The sequence below is a fragment of the Streptomyces canus genome (genome assembly GCF_030816965.1).
Taxonomy (GTDB): Bacteria; Actinomycetota; Actinomycetes; order Streptomycetales; family Streptomycetaceae; genus Streptomyces; species Streptomyces canus_E.
In genome coordinates, this window is sequence record NZ_JAUSYQ010000002.1 from 7,201,113 (window position 1) to 7,215,941 (window position 14,829).

The following is a 14,829-nucleotide window of genomic DNA, read 5'->3' on the forward strand; positions in this document are numbered from 1 at the left end:
GGTCCATGGGTGGCGAGAGCACTACACGTACGGCCCCGCGGAGCGGCGGCACCAGCACGGGCCCGGTGGGCGGCCGGACCGGACAGCGACTGTCCGGACTGGCCGTCGCGCTGGGCCTGGTGCTGTTTCTCGGGGGATTCGCCTGGGGAGCGGTGCTGTACCTGCCGTACACCGTGCCCACCGGCTCGATGACGCCCACGATCGACGCGGGCGACCGGGTGCTGGCGCAGCGCGTCGACGGCGACGAGATACGCCGGGGCGATGTCGTCGTCTTCACCGACAAGAGCTGGGTGACCGGCGCCTCGGTGGTCAAGCGGGTCGTCGCGGTCGGCGGGGACACCGTCGCCTGCTGCACCGACGGGAAGCTGACCGTCAACGGTAAGAAGATCGACGAGACCTATCTCAAGGGCAGCGTGGTCGAGGACAAGTCCATCCCGAACGTGAAGGTGCCCCAAGGCCGCCTGTTCCTGCTCGGCGACGAGCGCCAGGGCTCGCTGGACTCCTCAGCCCACCTCACCGACGCCGCCCAGGGCACCGTCGCACGCTCGGCCGTGACCGCTCGGGTGGACGCCGTCGTCTGGCCCATGAAGGGCATGCTGGAGCGCCCCACCGGCTTCGAGCCGCTCGGCGCGCTCTCCTCGCCCGGACCGCTGCGTACGATCTTCATCCTGATCATCGTCGGCGCGGTGCTTGTACTGGGCGGTGGGGCGTACGGGCCCGTCGCCAAGCTCTTCGGCGGGCGCTCCCGCGTCCGGACGGAGCCCGCCGGTGCCCGCTGAGGTGTCGGCCGGGCACGACGACTCGCCCGAAGGCGGACTGCGCAAGGTGGCCCGGGTGGTCCTGCTCGATCCCGAGGACCGCATCCTGCTGCTGCACGGTCACGAGCCGGACGATCCGGCCGACGACTGGTGGTTCACGCCTGGTGGCGGACTGGAGGGCGAGGAGACCCGTGAAGAGGCCGCGCTGAGGGAACTCGCCGAGGAGACCGGCATCACCGAGGTGGAACTCGGGCCGGTGCTCTGGCGGCGGACATGCTCGTTCCCGTTCGCGGGTCGTCGCTGGGACCAGGACGAGTGGTATTACCTGGCCCGTACGACGGTGACGGCCACCCGGGCCACGGCTCTGACCGAGCTGGAGCGGCGCAGTGTCGCCGGAGCGCGCTGGTGGACGTGTCAGGAACTGAGCCAGGCACATGAGACGGTGTATCCGACCAGACTCGCCGAGCTGCTGCGCAGGCTGCTCGACGAAGGTCCCCCGGCCGGGCCCGTGACCCTCGACACCGAAATCGTCTAGGTGCTGACGGGACTGGCGCACAATGGTGGGATCGCACGGCTGAAGGGGAACATGCCATGAGCGCCGAGGACCTCGAGAAGTACGAGACCGAGATGGAGCTCAAGCTCTACCGGGAGTACCGCGATGTCGTCGGTCTGTTCAAATACGTGATCGAGACCGAGCGGCGCTTCTACCTGACCAATGACTACGAGATGCAGGTGCACTCGGTCCAGGGCGAAGTGTTCTTCGAGGTGTCCATGGCGGATGCGTGGGTGTGGGACATGTATCGGCCGGCTCGCTTCGTGAAACAAGTCCGGGTGTTGACGTTCAAGGACGTGAACATCGAGGAGTTGAACAAGAGTGACCTGGAGTTGCCCGGTGGGTGACCCTTGCGGGTGACCCGGTTTTCCACAACCGGTGAGTAGTCCACCAAGATCAACTCGGTGGACGGGGCTGCGTGATCGTTGGCGCCGGAGGTGGTGCCGACATGAACGCACGCAGTGCACTCGGCAAGTACGGCGAGAGTCTGGCCGCGAGGCGGCTGACCGAGACCGGGATGACGGTCCTGGAGCGCAACTGGCGCTGTGGCAGGACGGGCGAGATCGACATCGTGGCGCGGGACGGCGAGGTCCTGGTCGTGTGCGAGGTCAAGACACGGCGGGCGGGCGCCTTCGAGCACCCCATGGCCGCGGTGACCCCCGAGAAGGCGGAGCGCCTGCGGGGCCTCGCCGCCTGCTGGATCCACGCCCACGGAGGCGCACCACCGGGAGGCGTCCGCATCGACCTGGTGGGTGTGGTCCTGCCGCAGCGCGGCGCGCCCGTGGTCGAGCATGCGCGGGGGGTGGCCTGAGATGGGTTTCGCTCGTACGTGCTCGGTGGCGCTGGTGGGCGTCGAGGGAGTCGTGGTCGAGGTCCAGGCGGACCTGGAGCCCGGGGTGGCGGCGTTCACACTGGTGGGGTTGCCGGACAAGAGCTTGACGGAGAGCCGGGACCGGGTTCGGGCGGCCGTCGTGAACTCGGGCGGTGAATGGCCGCAGAAGAAGCTCACGGTGGGGCTCAGTCCGGCATCGGTGCCGAAGGCGGGTTCGGGATTCGACCTTGCCGTTGCGTGTGCCGTGCTGGGTGCCTCCGAGCGGATCGACCCGCGCGTGCTCGCTGACATCGTGATGATCGGAGAGCTGGGGCTGGACGGCCGGGTGCGGCCTGTCCGGGGCATTCTGCCTGCGGTACTGGCCGCCGCGGACGCCGGCTATGAGCAGGTCGTGGTGCCGGAGTGCGCCGCCGCCGAGGCTTCACTGGTGCCCGGAGTCTCCGTTCTCGGCGTGCGCACCCTGCGGCAGCTGATCGCGGTCCTCGCGGACGAGCCGGTGCCCGACGAGGAACCCGACGAGCCGGGCCGCCCCGATCCGCTGCTGGCCGGCCTGCGCGTGCCGGGGACGGGAGCCGCCACCGGCATGCACAGCTCCGGAGCCGCGCAGCAGGACCACGGCCACGACCTGGCCGACGTCGTCGGTCAGATCTCGGCGCGGACCGCGGTGGAGGTGGCGGCGGCCGGTGGCCATCACCTGTTCCTGGAGGGCCCGCCCGGCGCGGGCAAGACGATGCTGGCGGAGCGGCTGCCCGCGATCCTGCCCCGGCTGGCCCGGGACGAGTCGCTCGAGGTGACGGCGGTGCACTCGGTCGCGGGTCTGCTGCCGCCGGGCAAGCCCCTGATCGATGTAGCCCCCTACTGCGCTCCCCACCACTCGGCCACCATGCAGGCCCTCGTCGGTGGCGGACCCGGTATCGCCCGCCCCGGGGCGGTGTCGCTGTCTCATCGAGGCGTCCTCTTTCTGGACGAGACACCCGAGTTCAACACCCAGGCCCTCGACGCGCTGCGGCAGCCGCTGGAGGCGGGGCACGTGGTGATCGCGCGCAGCGCGGGCGTGGTGCGGTTTCCGGCGAGGTTCCTGATGGTCCTCGCGGCGAATCCGTGCCCCTGCGGCCGCTTCACGCAGACCGACGACTTCTGCGAGTGTCCGCCCTCGGCGATCCGGCGCTACCAGGCCCGGCTCTCCGGTCCGCTGCTCGACCGGGTCGACCTGCGGGTGCAGGTGGACCGTGTCACACGTGACCAGCTTGCCGGACGCGGCGCCCGCGGCGAGTCGACCGCCATGGTCGCCGACCGGGTGCGGGCCGCCAGGGAACGGGCGGCGTTGCGCTTCGCCGGCTCGCCGTGGCGGACCAACAGCGACGTGCCCGGACGCGAGCTGCGAAGCCGATGGCACGCCGTGTCCGGGGCGATGGACGAGGCCGAGCGCAATCTGGAGCGGGGCGTCCTGACCGCCCGAGGGCTCGACCGCGTCCTGCGTGTCGCCTGGACGGTCGCGGACCTCGCCGGACACGACCGTCCGGACGCGACGGACGTCGCCCTGGCGCTGCAACTGCGCACCGGAGTGCCCCGGGGAGTGCCCATGGCCATCGGGGCGCTGACATGACCGGCGACGAACCCGAGGGCGAGCTGCTCGACCGCGTCTTCCTCGCTCGGGTCGTCGAGCCCGGGGACGAGGTCGGCGGGCGCTGGATCCGCGAGTGGGGTGTGCGGGAGGTGGCCTCTCGGTTGCGGGGGTCCGGGGAGCCGTTGCCCGGGGTGAGTGAGAAACGGTGGAGTGGGTTGCGGGCCCGGGCCCGGGTGGCCGAGCCCCGCCGGGATATCGCCGTCGCGTACGAGGCCGGTGCGCGCTTCGTCGTTCCCGGGGGCGCCGAGTGGCCGGGGCAGCTCGACGATCTCGGAGACGCGCGGCCGATCGGACTGTGGGTTCGGGGGCTGCCCAGCCTGCGGATGTGGGCGTTGAGGTCCGTCGCCCTCGTGGGGGCCCGCGCCTGTACCGAGTACGGGGCTCACATGGCGGCCGGCCTCGGCACCGGGCTCGCCGAGCGCGGCTGGGTCGTCGTGTCCGGCGGGGCGTACGGGGTCGACGGCGCCGCCCACCGCGGTGCTCTCGGCGCAGGCGGCGCCACCGTGGCCGTCCTGGCCTGCGGGGTCGACCGGCCCTACCCACGCGGACACGCCCAGTTGATCACCAGGATCGCGGAACAGGGTCTGGTGATCGGGGAGTTGCCGCCCGGCGATCATCCGACGCCCAGCAGATTCGTGCTGCGCAACAGGGTGATCGCCGCCCTCACCCGGGGCACCGTGGTCGTCGAGGCCGCCCACCGCAGCGGCTCGCTGGTCACCGCCCGTGCGGCACAGCGGTTGGGCCGTCACACGATAGGAGTGCCCGGGCCGGCCACCAGCAGCCTGTCGGCCGGAGTGCACGAGCTGCTGCGCGGGGACGCCACGCTGGTCACGGACGCGGCGGAAGTCGTGGAGCTGGTCGGGGACATGGGGGAGATGGCCCCGGACCGGCGCGGGCCCGTGCTGCCGCGCGATCTGCTGGCCCCGGCGGCACGGACGGTGCTGTCCGCGCTGCCCGGTCGAGGGGAGGCCGGTGTGGAGGAGATCGCGCGCGGTGCGCAGACGACACGGGACGACGCCATCGCGAGACTGTACGAACTCCGTGCACTCGGTTACGTCGAACGACACGGCGACAGCTGGAAGTTGACACGCCAGGCGATGATCTCCGTCCGGGGTGGTCGCGGCCCGCGTTGACCGAGCGTGTTCGGCCGTCCGGGCGAAGCCCGAAGCCCTTGTGGTTTCCCGCAGTTGGAGTGTTCCGGTGATCACACAGGGTGATGCCTGTGCCCCGGGGGAGCGGCCGACGGAACGCATCTGCGCATGCACTCGGCCACGTTGTTTGCACACTGCGACTCTTCAGTCACGCTACGCTCACGGAGATTCCGACGCACTTCACGTACATCGCGTACTTCACGGCAGAACGGCACAAGGCGACGAATGCCCCAGCACACTTCCGGGTCCGACCGGGCGGCGATCCCCCCAGCCGCCCGTGGCGGTGGCAGCGTGCGGCCGCCCGCTCCCTCGACGCTCGACGAGCTGTGGCGGTCATACAAGGCGACGGGAGACGAGCGGCTGCGTGAGCAGCTGATCCTGCACTACTCACCGCTCGTGAAGTACGTGGCCGGGCGCGTGAGCGTCGGGCTGCCGCCCAATGTCGAGCAGGCGGACTTCGTGTCCTCGGGGGTCTTCGGGCTCATCGACGCGATCGAGAAGTTCGACATCGACCGGGAGATCAAGTTCGAGACGTACGCGATCACCCGGATCCGGGGCGCGATGATCGACGAACTGCGGGCGCTGGACTGGATCCCGCGGTCCGTACGGCAGAAGGCGCGCAACGTCGAGCGGGCGTACGCGACGCTGGAGGCGCGGCTCAGGCGCACGCCCACAGAGGGGGAGGTCGCCGGCGAGCTGGGGATCGCGGTGGACGATCTCCACGCGGTCTTCAGCCAGTTGTCGCTGGCCAACGTGGTGGCGTTGGAGGAGCTGCTGCATGTCGGGGGCGAGGGGGGCGACCGGCTGAGCCTCATGGACACCCTGGAGGACACCGCCGCGGACAACCCCGTGGAGGTCGCCGAGGACCGGGAGCTCAGACGGTTCCTGGCGCGGGCCATCAACACACTGCCCGAGCGCGAGAAGACCGTCGTCACCTTGTACTACTACGAGGGGCTCACCCTCGCGGAGATCGGGAACGTGCTGGGGGTGACCGAGAGCCGGGTCAGCCAGATCCACACCAAGTCCGTGCTGCAACTGCGGGCGAAGCTGGCCAGTTTCGGTCGCTGACCTGGCCGGACGTCCTCTCGGCCACGGCTGGTCGGGTGGAGTGACTCCCGTCCGCAGTGGTGCGTCCGTACAGTGGTTGACGTGCCAAGGATTCGAGCGGCCTCCGTGGCCGAGCACCGGTCGATGCAGCGAGCCGCCCTGCTGGACGCGGCTCGGTCTTTGCTGTCCGAGGGCGGGACGGAGGCGCTGACCTTCCCGGCTCTCGCCGAGCGGACGGGGCTCGCGCGATCGTCCGTGTACGAGTACTTCCGGTCGCGGGCCGCCGTGGTCGAGGAACTGTGCGCGGTCGACTTCCCCGTCTGGGCCGCGGAGGTCTCGGCGGCGATGGCCGCGGCGAAGGATCCCGAGGCCAGGGTCGAGGCGTATGTACGACAGCAGCTGGCGCTGGTCGGGGACCGGCGGCACCGGGCCGTCGTGGCCATCTCCGCGAGTGAGCTGGACGCGGGGGCCCGGGAGAAGATCCGGGCGGCACACGGGGGGCTGGTCGCGATGATCGTCGAGGCCCTCGGCGAGATGGGGCATGAGCAGCCCCGGCTGGCGGCGATGCTGGTGCAGGGGGTGGTGGACGCGGCTGTACGGAGGATCGAGCTGGGGGCCGCGGAGGAGCCGTCCGTGATTACCGAGGCCGCGGTTTCCATGGCACTGCGGGGTGTGCGGGGCTGAAGCCGGATGGGCGTGGGTTTCGCCTGTCCGCGCTTGCGGGGCGCCGCCCCTGTGGGCCGGGAGCCGACCCGAGCGGCTGCTTCCCGCAGTCAGGGCAGAGGGACGTCCAGTACCGGGAGCAGTCTCGAGGGCCCCCTGCGCAGCAGCCATGGCGGGAGCAGGGACAGCGGATCCAGGTAGGTCTCGCCCCTCCGCAAGCCCCAGTGCACGCATGCGGTCGCGCAGTGGGAGCCCGTCGGTTCGACCGTGCCCACCACCTCGCCCGCCGCCACCTCGGCGCCCTTGTCCACCGACGCTGTCACCGGCTCGTAGGTCGTTCGAAGATCCGTCCCTGCCAGTTCCACCGAGACCACACCCCTGCCCGCCACCCGCCCCGCGAAGGACACCCGGCCCGGCGCCACCGCTCGTACCGGGCTTCCGGGAGGGGCCGCCAGGTCCACGCCCCGGTGGCCGCGGCCGTACACCGTCGCCGGGGGCTCCCAGCCGCGCAGAACCGTCGGACGGGCGCCCACGGGCCAGGCGTGGCCGATCGCCGGGACCGGGGTGTCCGTGGCCACAGGGGTGAGAAAGGGCGGCCGGGGTGTGGGCGTCGGCGCCGTCAACAGCAGCAGAAAGCCCAGCACCAGCCACGTACCGCATCGCCCGTATCGCTTCGCTCGCATGCGGAGACCGTCCCGCACCCGCCCCGGTCATGCCGGGGCCTGTGGACTACTCCCGGGTTGTGGACAGCGGCGTCACCCGGTACCTCGCGGGTCCCGTACACTTCTTCTGGCGATCCGGGTCACCGGGTCGACTTCGCACGCCCCGACATCAGGCCCTCAAACAGCCGGTGTCAGCGCCTCTCGGTCCCTAGTGGCAAGGCGCATCGCGGGCGTCAGGCGCGAGTGCCATCCGGCGCGCGCGGCACAACCGAGAACACCAAGGAGAACGGCCATGGCCGTCGTCACGATGCGGGAGCTGCTGGAAAGCGGCGTCCACTTCGGTCACCAGACCCGTCGTTGGAACCCGAAGATGAAGCGGTTCATCTTCACGGAGCGCAACGGCATCTACATCATCGACCTGCTCCAGTCGCTGTCGTACATCGACCGCGCCTACGAGTTCGTCAAGGAGACCGTCGCCCACGGCGGCACGGTCATGTTCGTCGGCACGAAGAAGCAGGCGCAGGAAGCCATCGCCGAGCAGGCCACCCGCGTCGGCATGCCCTACGTCAACCAGCGCTGGCTGGGCGGCATGCTCACCAACTTCTCGACCGTCTACAAGCGTCTGCAGCGCCTCAAGGAGCTCGAGCAGATCGACTTCGAGGACGTCGCCGCGTCGGGTCTGACCAAGAAGGAGCTTCTCGTGCTCTCGCGCGAGAAGGCCAAGCTGGAGAAGACCCTCGGTGGTATCCGCGAGATGTCCAAGGTGCCCAGCGCCGTCTGGATCGTGGACACCAAGAAGGAGCACATCGCGGTCGGCGAGGCCCGGAAGCTCAACATCCCGGTCGTCGCCATCCTCGACACCAACTGCGACCCCGACGAGGTCGACTACAAGATCCCGGGCAACGACGACGCGATCCGCTCCGTCACCCTGCTCACCCGTGTGATCGCCGACGCCGTCGCCGAGGGGCTCATCTCCCGCTCGCGCGTCGCCACCGGTGACAAGGGCGAGAAGGCCGCGGGCGAGCCGCTCGCCGAGTGGGAGCGCGACCTGCTCGAGGGCGGCGAGAAGAAGGCCGAGGAGGCGCCCGCCGCCGAGGCCGCTCCGGCCGCGGAGGCCACCGAGGCTCCTGCTGCCGAGGCTCCCGCTGCCGAGGCCGAGGCCCCGGCCGAGGCGCCCGCCGCCGAGGCTCCCGCCGCCGAGGCCGCTCCGGCCGCGGACGCCGAGCAGGCCTGATCCGTCAGCGTCAGGGGTGACGGCGGGAGCGGGGGCATGAACTCCGCTCCCGCCGTTCACCCGTAGGTCAGCGGAGAGTCGGCGGCCCCGGCTACATAGGGGCCGTAGACCCCGTAGATCTTCGATCTTCCAGACTTCGAGAAAGATTCACAGACTCATGGCGAACTACACCGCCGCCGACGTCAAGAAGCTCCGTGAGCTCACGGGCGCCGGCATGATGGACTGCAAGAAGGCGCTGGACGAGGCCGCGGGCGACGTCGAGAAGGCTGTCGAGGCGCTCCGGATCAAGGGCCAGAAGGGCGTCGCCAAGCGCGAGGGCCGCTCCGCCGAGAACGGCGCCGTGGTCTCGATCATCGCCGACGACAACTCCTCCGGCGTCCTCGTCGAGCTCAAGTGCGAGACGGACTTCGTCGCCAAGGGCGAGAAGTTCCAGGCCGTCGCCGACAAGATCGCGCAGCACGTCGCCGCGACCTCCCCGGCCGACCTGGAGTCCCTGCTCGCCTCCGAGATCGAGGCCGGCAAGACCGTCCAGGCGTTCGTGGACGAGGCCAACGCCAACCTCGGCGAGAAGATCGTCCTGGACCGCTTCGCGCAGTTCGCCGACGGCTTCGTGACCGCGTACATGCACCGCACGATGCCCGACCTGCCCCCGCAGATCGGTGTCCTCGTCGAGCTGGACAAGCCCAACGCCGAGGTCGCTCGCGGTGTCGCCCAGCACATCGCCGCCTTCGCGCCGAAGTACCTCTCCAAGGAGGACGTGCCGGCCGAGGTCGTCGAGTCCGAGCGTCGCGTCGCCGAGGAGACCACCCGCGCCGAGGGCAAGCCCGAGGCCGCCCTGCCGAAGATCGTCGAGGGTCGCCTCAACGGCTTCTTCAAGGACGCCACGCTGCTCGGTCAGCCGTACGCGCTCGACAACAAGAAGTCGGTCCAGAAGGTTCTGGACGAGGCCGGTGTCACCCTGAAGCGCTTCACGCGCATCAAGGTCGGCATCTGAGTCCGTACCGCGAGCGACACGCGGGCCCTATAGGGTCGTCAGCAGTCGTCCGGTACGCCGCCACGCACGCGCGTGGCGGACGACAGCAGATCTGACGAGGAGGCCATTGCCGCGCATGGGATGCGAACCAGTTCCCACCGGCAATGGCCTTCTTCGTATGTGCAACAGGTGAAAGAGGCGGGATCCCCATGACCACCAAGGCCCAGAAGAGCGACGACGGCAAAGTGCGCGGCCGGTTTCTGCTGAAGCTGTCCGGAGAGGCGTTCGCCGGTGGCGGGGGCCTGGGTGTGGACCCCGACGTGGTGCACAAGATCGCCCGTGAGATCGCCGCCGTCGTCCGGGACGGTGCCGAGATCGCCGTCGTCATCGGTGGCGGCAACTTCTTCCGGGGTGCCGAACTCCAGCAGCGCGGCATGGACCGCGCCCGCTCGGACTACATGGGAATGCTCGGCACCGTGATGAACTGCCTCGCCCTCCAGGACTTCCTGGAGAAGGAGGGCATCGACAGCCGGGTACAGACCGCCATCACCATGGGCCAGGTCGCCGAGCCGTACATCCCGCTGCGTGCCGTGCGCCACCTGGAGAAGGGCCGCGTGGTCATCTTCGGCGCCGGTATGGGCATGCCGTACTTCTCCACCGACACCACCGCCGCGCAGCGCGCCCTGGAGATCGACGCCGAGGCGCTGCTCATGGGCAAGAACGGCGTGGACGGGGTCTACGACTCCGACCCGAAGACCAACCCCGATGCGGTCAAGTTCGACGCCCTCGGATACGGCGAGGTCATCACCCGTGACCTCAAGGTCGCCGATGCCACCGCCGTCACGCTGTGCCGCGACAACAAGCTTCCGATCCTGGTGTTCGAGCTCCTGGCGGAGGGCAATATCGCGCGCGCCGTCAAGGGTGAGAAGATCGGCACGCTTGTGGGTGACCAGGACAGCCGGGACTGACCCGGGATACACCCGGTCCCTGACCGGGGGATGGACAATGTCCTGCCGGTCGGGAACCGTGCAGGAAGAAGACGCGACGCAGCCGGCCGCCGCCCCCACGCATACGGAACAGCAGCCGGGCCTACTCAAGACACGCAGGAGCAAGTGGTGATCGAAGAGACCCTCCTCGAGGCCGAGGAGAAGATGGAGAAGGCCGTCGTGGTCGCCAAGGAGGACTTCGCCGCGATCCGCACCGGGCGTGCGCACCCGGCGATGTTCAACAAGATCGTGGCCGACTACTACGGCGCGCCGACGCCGATCAACCAGCTGGCTTCGTTCTCCGTGCCGGAGCCGCGCATGGCCGTGGTGACCCCGTTCGACAAGACCGCCCTGCGCAACATCGAACAGGCGATCCGCGACTCCGACCTGGGCGTCAACCCGAGCAACGACGGCAACATCATCCGGGTGGTGTTCCCCGAGCTCACCGAGGAGCGCCGCCGCGACTACATCAAGGTCGCCAAGGCCAAGGCCGAGGACTCGCGCGTGTCCATCCGCTCGGTCCGCCGCAAGGCCAAGGACGCGATCGACAAGCTCGTCAAGGACGGCGAGGTCGGCGAGGACGAGGGCCGCCGTGCGGAGAAGGAGCTCGACGACGCGACGCACAAGTACGTCGCCCAGGTGGACGAGCTCCTCAAGCACAAGGAAGCGGAGCTTCTCGAGGTCTGATGAACGACTCTTCCTGGGGGATGCCGCCCCACGCCGGGTACTGGGGGCCGTCCGACCAGGGGCCCGCCCAGGGGGCTGACCCGGCGGGTCCCGCGTACGATGCGCATGACGCGCAACACACACGGCCCATGCCCATCGTGCCCGACGGACCCGCTGTACCTCGATACGGCGGCGACCAGGATGACGACCGGGGGGCCGCTCGGCTGAGCGGTCCCTTGTTCCGGAACGACCAGTTCCGGGACGAGGCGTTCCGGAACGAGAGGTTCCGCGACGAGACCACGTCGGCGCAGCCCTACGCGGCGGCGCCGCAGAAGCAGAATCCGGAGCCCATGCCCGACTCCTCGCAGCCGGCTTCCGCGCCGCAGAAGAAGAGCGCGGGGCGGGATCTGGGTGCCGCCATAGGGGTCGGGGTCGGACTCGGTGCGGTGATCATCGCGTCGCTGTTCTTCGTCAAGGCCGCGTTCGTCGGCGTGATAGCCGTCGCCGTCGTCGTGGGTCTGTGGGAGCTGACCAGCAGGCTTCAGGAGCGCAAGGGCATCAAGGTGCCGCTCGTGCCGCTGGCGCTCGGCGGGGCCGCGATGGTCGTCGCGGGGTACGTCAGGGGCGCCGAGGGAGCCTGGGTCGCCATGGCACTCACGGCACTCGCCGTCCTCGTCTGGCGGATGACGGAACCGCCGGAGGGCTACCTCAAGGACGTCACGGCGGGCGTCTTCGCGGCGTTCTACGTCCCGTTCCTGGCCACGTTCGTCGCGATGATGCTGACGGCCGAGGACGGGGCGGCCCGGGTGCTGATGTTCCTCCTCCTGACCGTCGTCAGCGACACCGGCGCGTACGCCGTCGGCTGGCGCTTCGGCACCCACAAGCTCGCGCCGCGCATCAGCCCCGGCAAGACCCGTGAGGGCCTGGTCGGGGCGGTGCTGTTCGCGATGGTGGCGGGCGCGCTGTGCATGCAGTTCCTGATCGACGACGGCACCTGGTGGCAGGGCCTGCTCCTCGGCCTCGCGGTCGCGGCCAGCGCGACGCTGGGTGACCTCGGCGAGTCGATGATCAAGCGGGACCTCGGCATCAAGGACATGGGCACACTGCTGCCGGGCCACGGCGGCATCATGGACCGCCTGGACTCCCTCCTGCCGACGGCTCCGGTGGTGTGGCTGCTGCTGGTGCTGTTCGTGGGCTCCGGCTGACGTACTTCGCGTGCACGGCTTTCCCGGCCCCCGTCCTGTACAGGACGGGGGCCGCGTTGTCAGAGTCCCGCAGCCTTCGGGGTGTGGATCTTCTGAACGCGGCCGCTGAATGATCTGCGACACTGGAAGGGTTATGCCTGCACCCGGAGAACTCACTTTCGTCGCCCCCCGCGGAGCCAAGAAGCCGCCGCGGCACCTTGCCGATCTCACGCCCGCCGAGCGCAAGGAGGTCGTGGCGGGGATCGGGGAGAAGCCGTTTCGCGCCAAGCAGCTCTCGCAGCACTACTTCGCGCGGTACGCGCACGACCCGGCGGAGTGGACCGACATCCCGGCCGGTGCGCGCGGCAAGCTCCAGGAGGCGCTGCTTCCCGAGCTCATGACCGTCGTACGGCATCTGTCGACCGACCAGGGGACCACGCGCAAGACGCTGTGGCGGCTGTTCGACGGGACGCTCGTGGAGTCGGTGCTGATGCGGTATCCGGACCGGGTGACCATGTGCATCAGCTCGCAGGCGGGCTGTGGCATGAACTGCCCCTTCTGCGCCACCGGGCAGGCGGGACTGGACCGCAATCTGTCCACAGCCGAGATCGTGCATCAGATCGTGGACGGGATGCGGGCGCTCCGGGACGGAGAGGTGCCGGGCGGGCCCGCGCGGCTCTCCAACATCGTCTTCATGGGGATGGGTGAACCGCTCGCCAACTACAAGCGGGTCGTCGGCTCCATTCGCGCGCTCACCGATCCCGCGCCCGACGGGCTCGGTCTCTCCCAGCGCGGCATCACCGTGTCGACCGTGGGGCTCGTGCCCGCCATTCACCGGTTCTCCGACGAGGGCTTCAAGTGCCGGCTCGCGATCTCCCTGCACGCGCCCGACGACGAGCTGCGCGACACCCTCGTCCCCGTGAACACGCGGTGGAAGGTGCGCGAGGTGCTCGACGCCGGGTTCGAGTACGTCGAGAAGTCGGGGCGGCGCCTGTCCATCGAGTACGCGCTGATCCGGGACATCAACGACCAGGCCTGGCGCGGTGACCGGCTCGGCCGCCTGCTCAAGGGCAAGCCGGTGCACGTCAACCTGATCCCGCTGAACCCGACGCCCGGGTCCAAGTGGACCGCCTCCCGGCCCGAGGACGAGAAGGCCTTCGTCGAGGCCATCGCCGCCCATGGTGTGCCGGTGACGGTCCGGGACACCCGTGGACAGGAGATCGACGGGGCCTGTGGTCAGCTCGCGGCCACCGAGCGGTAGTCTGACGGACGTACGTACATCTTCATATCCGACAGGGGAGCGCCACAGCGCTGAGAGTGCGGCCATCGGGCCGCAGACCCTCTGAACCTCGCCCAGGTCATTCTGGGTAGGAAGTTCGGTCATCACCGTGAACAACAAGAAGTTCCTTGCTGCCGTCGTCGGCCTCGGCCTGGTCACGCTGTCCGCATGCGGCTCGTCGTCCGACGACTCCGAAAGCTCCGGCTCCAAGACCGTCACCCTCGTCAGCCACGACTCGTGGGCCGTCTCCAAGAACGTCCTCGCCGACTTCGAGAAGAAGTCCGGCTACAAGGTCAAGGTCCTGGAGGACGGCGACGCCGGACAGGCCGTCAACAAGGCCATCCTCACCAAGGACAACCCGCAGGGCGACGTCTTCTTCGGCGTCGACAACACCCTGCTCTCCCGCGCGCTCGACAACGGGCTCTTCCAGTCGTACGAGGCCAAGGGCGCCGATCGGATCAAGGCCGGGTACCGGGTCGACGGGGACAAGGTCACGCCCATCGACACCGGCGACATCTGCGTCAACTACGACAAGGCCTACTTCACCGAGCACAAGCTCCAGCCGCCGACGTCGTACGACGATCTGATCAAGCCCGCCTACAAGAACCTCCTCGTCACCGAGAACGCCTCCACCTCCTCGCCGGGGCTCGGCTTCCTCCTCGGGAGCGCCGCGAAGTACGGCGACGACAGCTGGCAGGGCTACTGGAAGAAGCTCAAGGCCAACGGCGTCAAGGTCGTCGACGGCTGGGAGCAGGCCTACAACGAGGAGTTCTCCGGTTCCGCCGGGGGCAAGAAGGCGAAGGCCGACCGGCCGCTCGTCGTGTCGTACGCCTCCTCGCCGCCCGCCGAGGTGATCTACGCCGACCCGAAGCCGACGACCGCCCCCACCGGCGTGGCGCAGGGCACCTGCTTCCGGCAGATCGAGTACGCCGGACTGCTGAGCAACGCCGCGAACGCCAAGGGCGGCAAGGCGCTCCTGGACTTCCTGCTCACCAAGGAGTTCCAGCAGGACATGCCGCTCAACATGTTCGTCTACCCGGTGGTGAACGGCGCCCAGGTGCCTGCCGAGTTCACGCAGTACGGTCCGCAGGCCAAGGACCCCGAGACCATGGACCCGGCGAAGATCGCCGACAACCGTGACGACTGGGTCAAGTCGTGGACCTCGCTCGTACTGAAGTAAGGGCCCGCAAGGGCGTCAAGAACGCGGCGGCCCG

At 69.6% G+C, this 14,829-nt stretch carries 16 protein-coding genes; 15 read left to right on the plus strand and 1 reads right to left on the minus strand.

The features are described 5' to 3' along the window. The first annotated feature begins 5 nt into the window (after window positions 1-5). The 8 genes from lepB to QF027_RS34265 all read left to right on the plus strand — a co-directional run bounded on the left by lepB (window position 6) and on the right by QF027_RS34265 (window position 6,652). Window positions 6-779, plus strand: a complete 774-nt coding sequence (gene lepB / locus QF027_RS34230; RefSeq protein WP_306975854.1) for a signal peptidase I — start codon at window positions 6-8, stop codon at window positions 777-779. Continuing rightward, window positions 769-1,293: an NUDIX hydrolase gene (locus tag QF027_RS34235; protein ID WP_306975852.1), complete on the plus strand. Its 525-nt coding sequence runs from the start codon at window positions 769-771 to the stop codon at window positions 1,291-1,293. The genes lepB and QF027_RS34235 overlap by 11 nt, the downstream gene beginning before the upstream one ends. 56 nt (window positions 1,294-1,349) lie before the next feature. Then, window positions 1,350-1,658: a DUF2469 domain-containing protein gene (locus tag QF027_RS34240; protein ID WP_003965949.1), complete on the plus strand. Its 309-nt coding sequence runs from the start codon at window positions 1,350-1,352 to the stop codon at window positions 1,656-1,658. A gap of 101 nt (window positions 1,659-1,759) precedes the next feature. Continuing rightward, a complete protein-coding gene (locus QF027_RS34245) occupies window positions 1,760-2,122 on the plus strand; it encodes a YraN family protein (RefSeq protein WP_306975849.1) in 363 nt (120 codons plus the stop codon). A 1-nt stretch (window position 2,123) separates the two neighbouring features. Next, window positions 2,124-3,749, plus strand: coding sequence for a YifB family Mg chelatase-like AAA ATPase (locus QF027_RS34250; protein ID WP_306975847.1), 1,626 nt, complete (start codon window positions 2,124-2,126; stop codon window positions 3,747-3,749). Next, the gene (dprA, locus tag QF027_RS34255) at window positions 3,746-4,903 is read left to right on the plus strand and encodes a DNA-processing protein DprA (RefSeq protein ID WP_307078969.1); all 1,158 of its coding nucleotides are present in this window, start codon (window positions 3,746-3,748) and stop codon (window positions 4,901-4,903) included. The genes QF027_RS34250 and dprA overlap by 4 nt, the downstream gene beginning before the upstream one ends. Window positions 4,904-5,146: 243 nt before the next feature. Beyond that, complete coding sequence (gene whiG / locus QF027_RS34260; RefSeq protein ID WP_306975842.1) at window positions 5,147-5,989, plus strand: RNA polymerase sigma factor WhiG; 843 nt, start codon at window positions 5,147-5,149, stop codon at window positions 5,987-5,989. A 105-nt stretch (window positions 5,990-6,094) separates the two neighbouring features. Beyond that, on the plus strand, window positions 6,095-6,652 hold the full coding sequence (locus QF027_RS34265; RefSeq protein WP_306986517.1) for a TetR/AcrR family transcriptional regulator: 558 nt from the start codon (window positions 6,095-6,097) through the stop codon (window positions 6,650-6,652). Window positions 6,653-6,741: 89 nt separating this feature from the next. On the opposite strand, the gene QF027_RS34270 is transcribed toward QF027_RS34265, so the two are convergent. Next, window positions 6,742-7,314: a murein hydrolase activator EnvC family protein gene (locus QF027_RS34270; RefSeq protein WP_307078971.1), complete on the minus strand. Its 573-nt coding sequence runs from the start codon at window positions 7,312-7,314 to the stop codon at window positions 6,742-6,744. A gap of 271 nt (window positions 7,315-7,585) precedes the next feature. On the opposite strand from QF027_RS34270, the gene rpsB reads away from it, so the two are divergent. The 7 genes from rpsB to QF027_RS34305 all read left to right on the plus strand — a co-directional run bounded on the left by rpsB (window position 7,586) and on the right by QF027_RS34305 (window position 14,795). Continuing rightward, complete coding sequence (gene rpsB / locus QF027_RS34275; RefSeq protein WP_307078973.1) at window positions 7,586-8,527, plus strand: 30S ribosomal protein S2; 942 nt, start codon at window positions 7,586-7,588, stop codon at window positions 8,525-8,527. Window positions 8,528-8,684: 157 nt separating this feature from the next. Beyond that, the gene (tsf, locus tag QF027_RS34280; RefSeq protein ID WP_307078976.1) at window positions 8,685-9,521 is read left to right on the plus strand and encodes a translation elongation factor Ts; all 837 of its coding nucleotides are present in this window, start codon (window positions 8,685-8,687) and stop codon (window positions 9,519-9,521) included. A gap of 188 nt (window positions 9,522-9,709) precedes the next feature. After that, window positions 9,710-10,468 carry a UMP kinase gene (gene pyrH, locus QF027_RS34285; protein ID WP_020138770.1) on the plus strand — a complete coding sequence of 253 codons (759 nt, stop codon included), beginning with the start codon at window positions 9,710-9,712 and terminating at the stop codon, window positions 10,466-10,468. A gap of 147 nt (window positions 10,469-10,615) precedes the next feature. Beyond that, window positions 10,616-11,173, plus strand: a complete 558-nt coding sequence (gene frr, locus QF027_RS34290) for a ribosome recycling factor (RefSeq protein WP_057616820.1) — start codon at window positions 10,616-10,618, stop codon at window positions 11,171-11,173. Beyond that, window positions 11,173-12,357 (plus strand): phosphatidate cytidylyltransferase, encoded by a 1,185-nt coding sequence (locus tag QF027_RS34295; RefSeq protein WP_306975832.1) that lies wholly within the window; start codon window positions 11,173-11,175, stop codon window positions 12,355-12,357. Before frr ends, QF027_RS34295 begins: the two co-directional genes overlap by 1 nt. A gap of 133 nt (window positions 12,358-12,490) precedes the next feature. Beyond that, on the plus strand, window positions 12,491-13,597 hold the full coding sequence (gene rlmN / locus QF027_RS34300; protein WP_057616579.1) for a 23S rRNA (adenine(2503)-C(2))-methyltransferase RlmN: 1,107 nt from the start codon (window positions 12,491-12,493) through the stop codon (window positions 13,595-13,597). A gap of 127 nt (window positions 13,598-13,724) precedes the next feature. Next, window positions 13,725-14,795 carry a thiamine ABC transporter substrate-binding protein gene (locus tag QF027_RS34305; protein WP_307078978.1) on the plus strand — a complete coding sequence of 357 codons (1,071 nt, stop codon included), beginning with the start codon at window positions 13,725-13,727 and terminating at the stop codon, window positions 14,793-14,795. The last annotated feature ends 34 nt before the right edge of the window (window positions 14,796-14,829 follow it).

Coding starts and splice junctions, on each gene's coding strand:
- lepB (WP_306975854.1), top strand. CDS start 6: ATGGGTGGCGAGAGCACTACACGTACGGCCCCGCGGAGCGGCGGCACC.
- QF027_RS34240 (WP_003965949.1), top strand. CDS start 1,350: ATGAGCGCCGAGGACCTCGAGAAGTACGAGACCGAGATGGAGCTCAAG.
- QF027_RS34245 (WP_306975849.1), top strand. CDS start 1,760: ATGAACGCACGCAGTGCACTCGGCAAGTACGGCGAGAGTCTGGCCGCG.
- QF027_RS34250 (WP_306975847.1), top strand. CDS start 2,124: ATGGGTTTCGCTCGTACGTGCTCGGTGGCGCTGGTGGGCGTCGAGGGA.
- dprA (WP_307078969.1), top strand. CDS start 3,746: ATGACCGGCGACGAACCCGAGGGCGAGCTGCTCGACCGCGTCTTCCTC.
- whiG (WP_306975842.1), top strand. CDS start 5,147: ATGCCCCAGCACACTTCCGGGTCCGACCGGGCGGCGATCCCCCCAGCC.
- QF027_RS34270 (WP_307078971.1), bottom strand. CDS start 7,314: ATGCGAGCGAAGCGATACGGGCGATGCGGTACGTGGCTGGTGCTGGGC.
- rpsB (WP_307078973.1), top strand. CDS start 7,586: ATGGCCGTCGTCACGATGCGGGAGCTGCTGGAAAGCGGCGTCCACTTC.
- tsf (WP_307078976.1), top strand. CDS start 8,685: ATGGCGAACTACACCGCCGCCGACGTCAAGAAGCTCCGTGAGCTCACG.
- pyrH (WP_020138770.1), top strand. CDS start 9,710: ATGACCACCAAGGCCCAGAAGAGCGACGACGGCAAAGTGCGCGGCCGG.
- QF027_RS34295 (WP_306975832.1), top strand. CDS start 11,173: ATGAACGACTCTTCCTGGGGGATGCCGCCCCACGCCGGGTACTGGGGG.
- rlmN (WP_057616579.1), top strand. CDS start 12,491: ATGCCTGCACCCGGAGAACTCACTTTCGTCGCCCCCCGCGGAGCCAAG.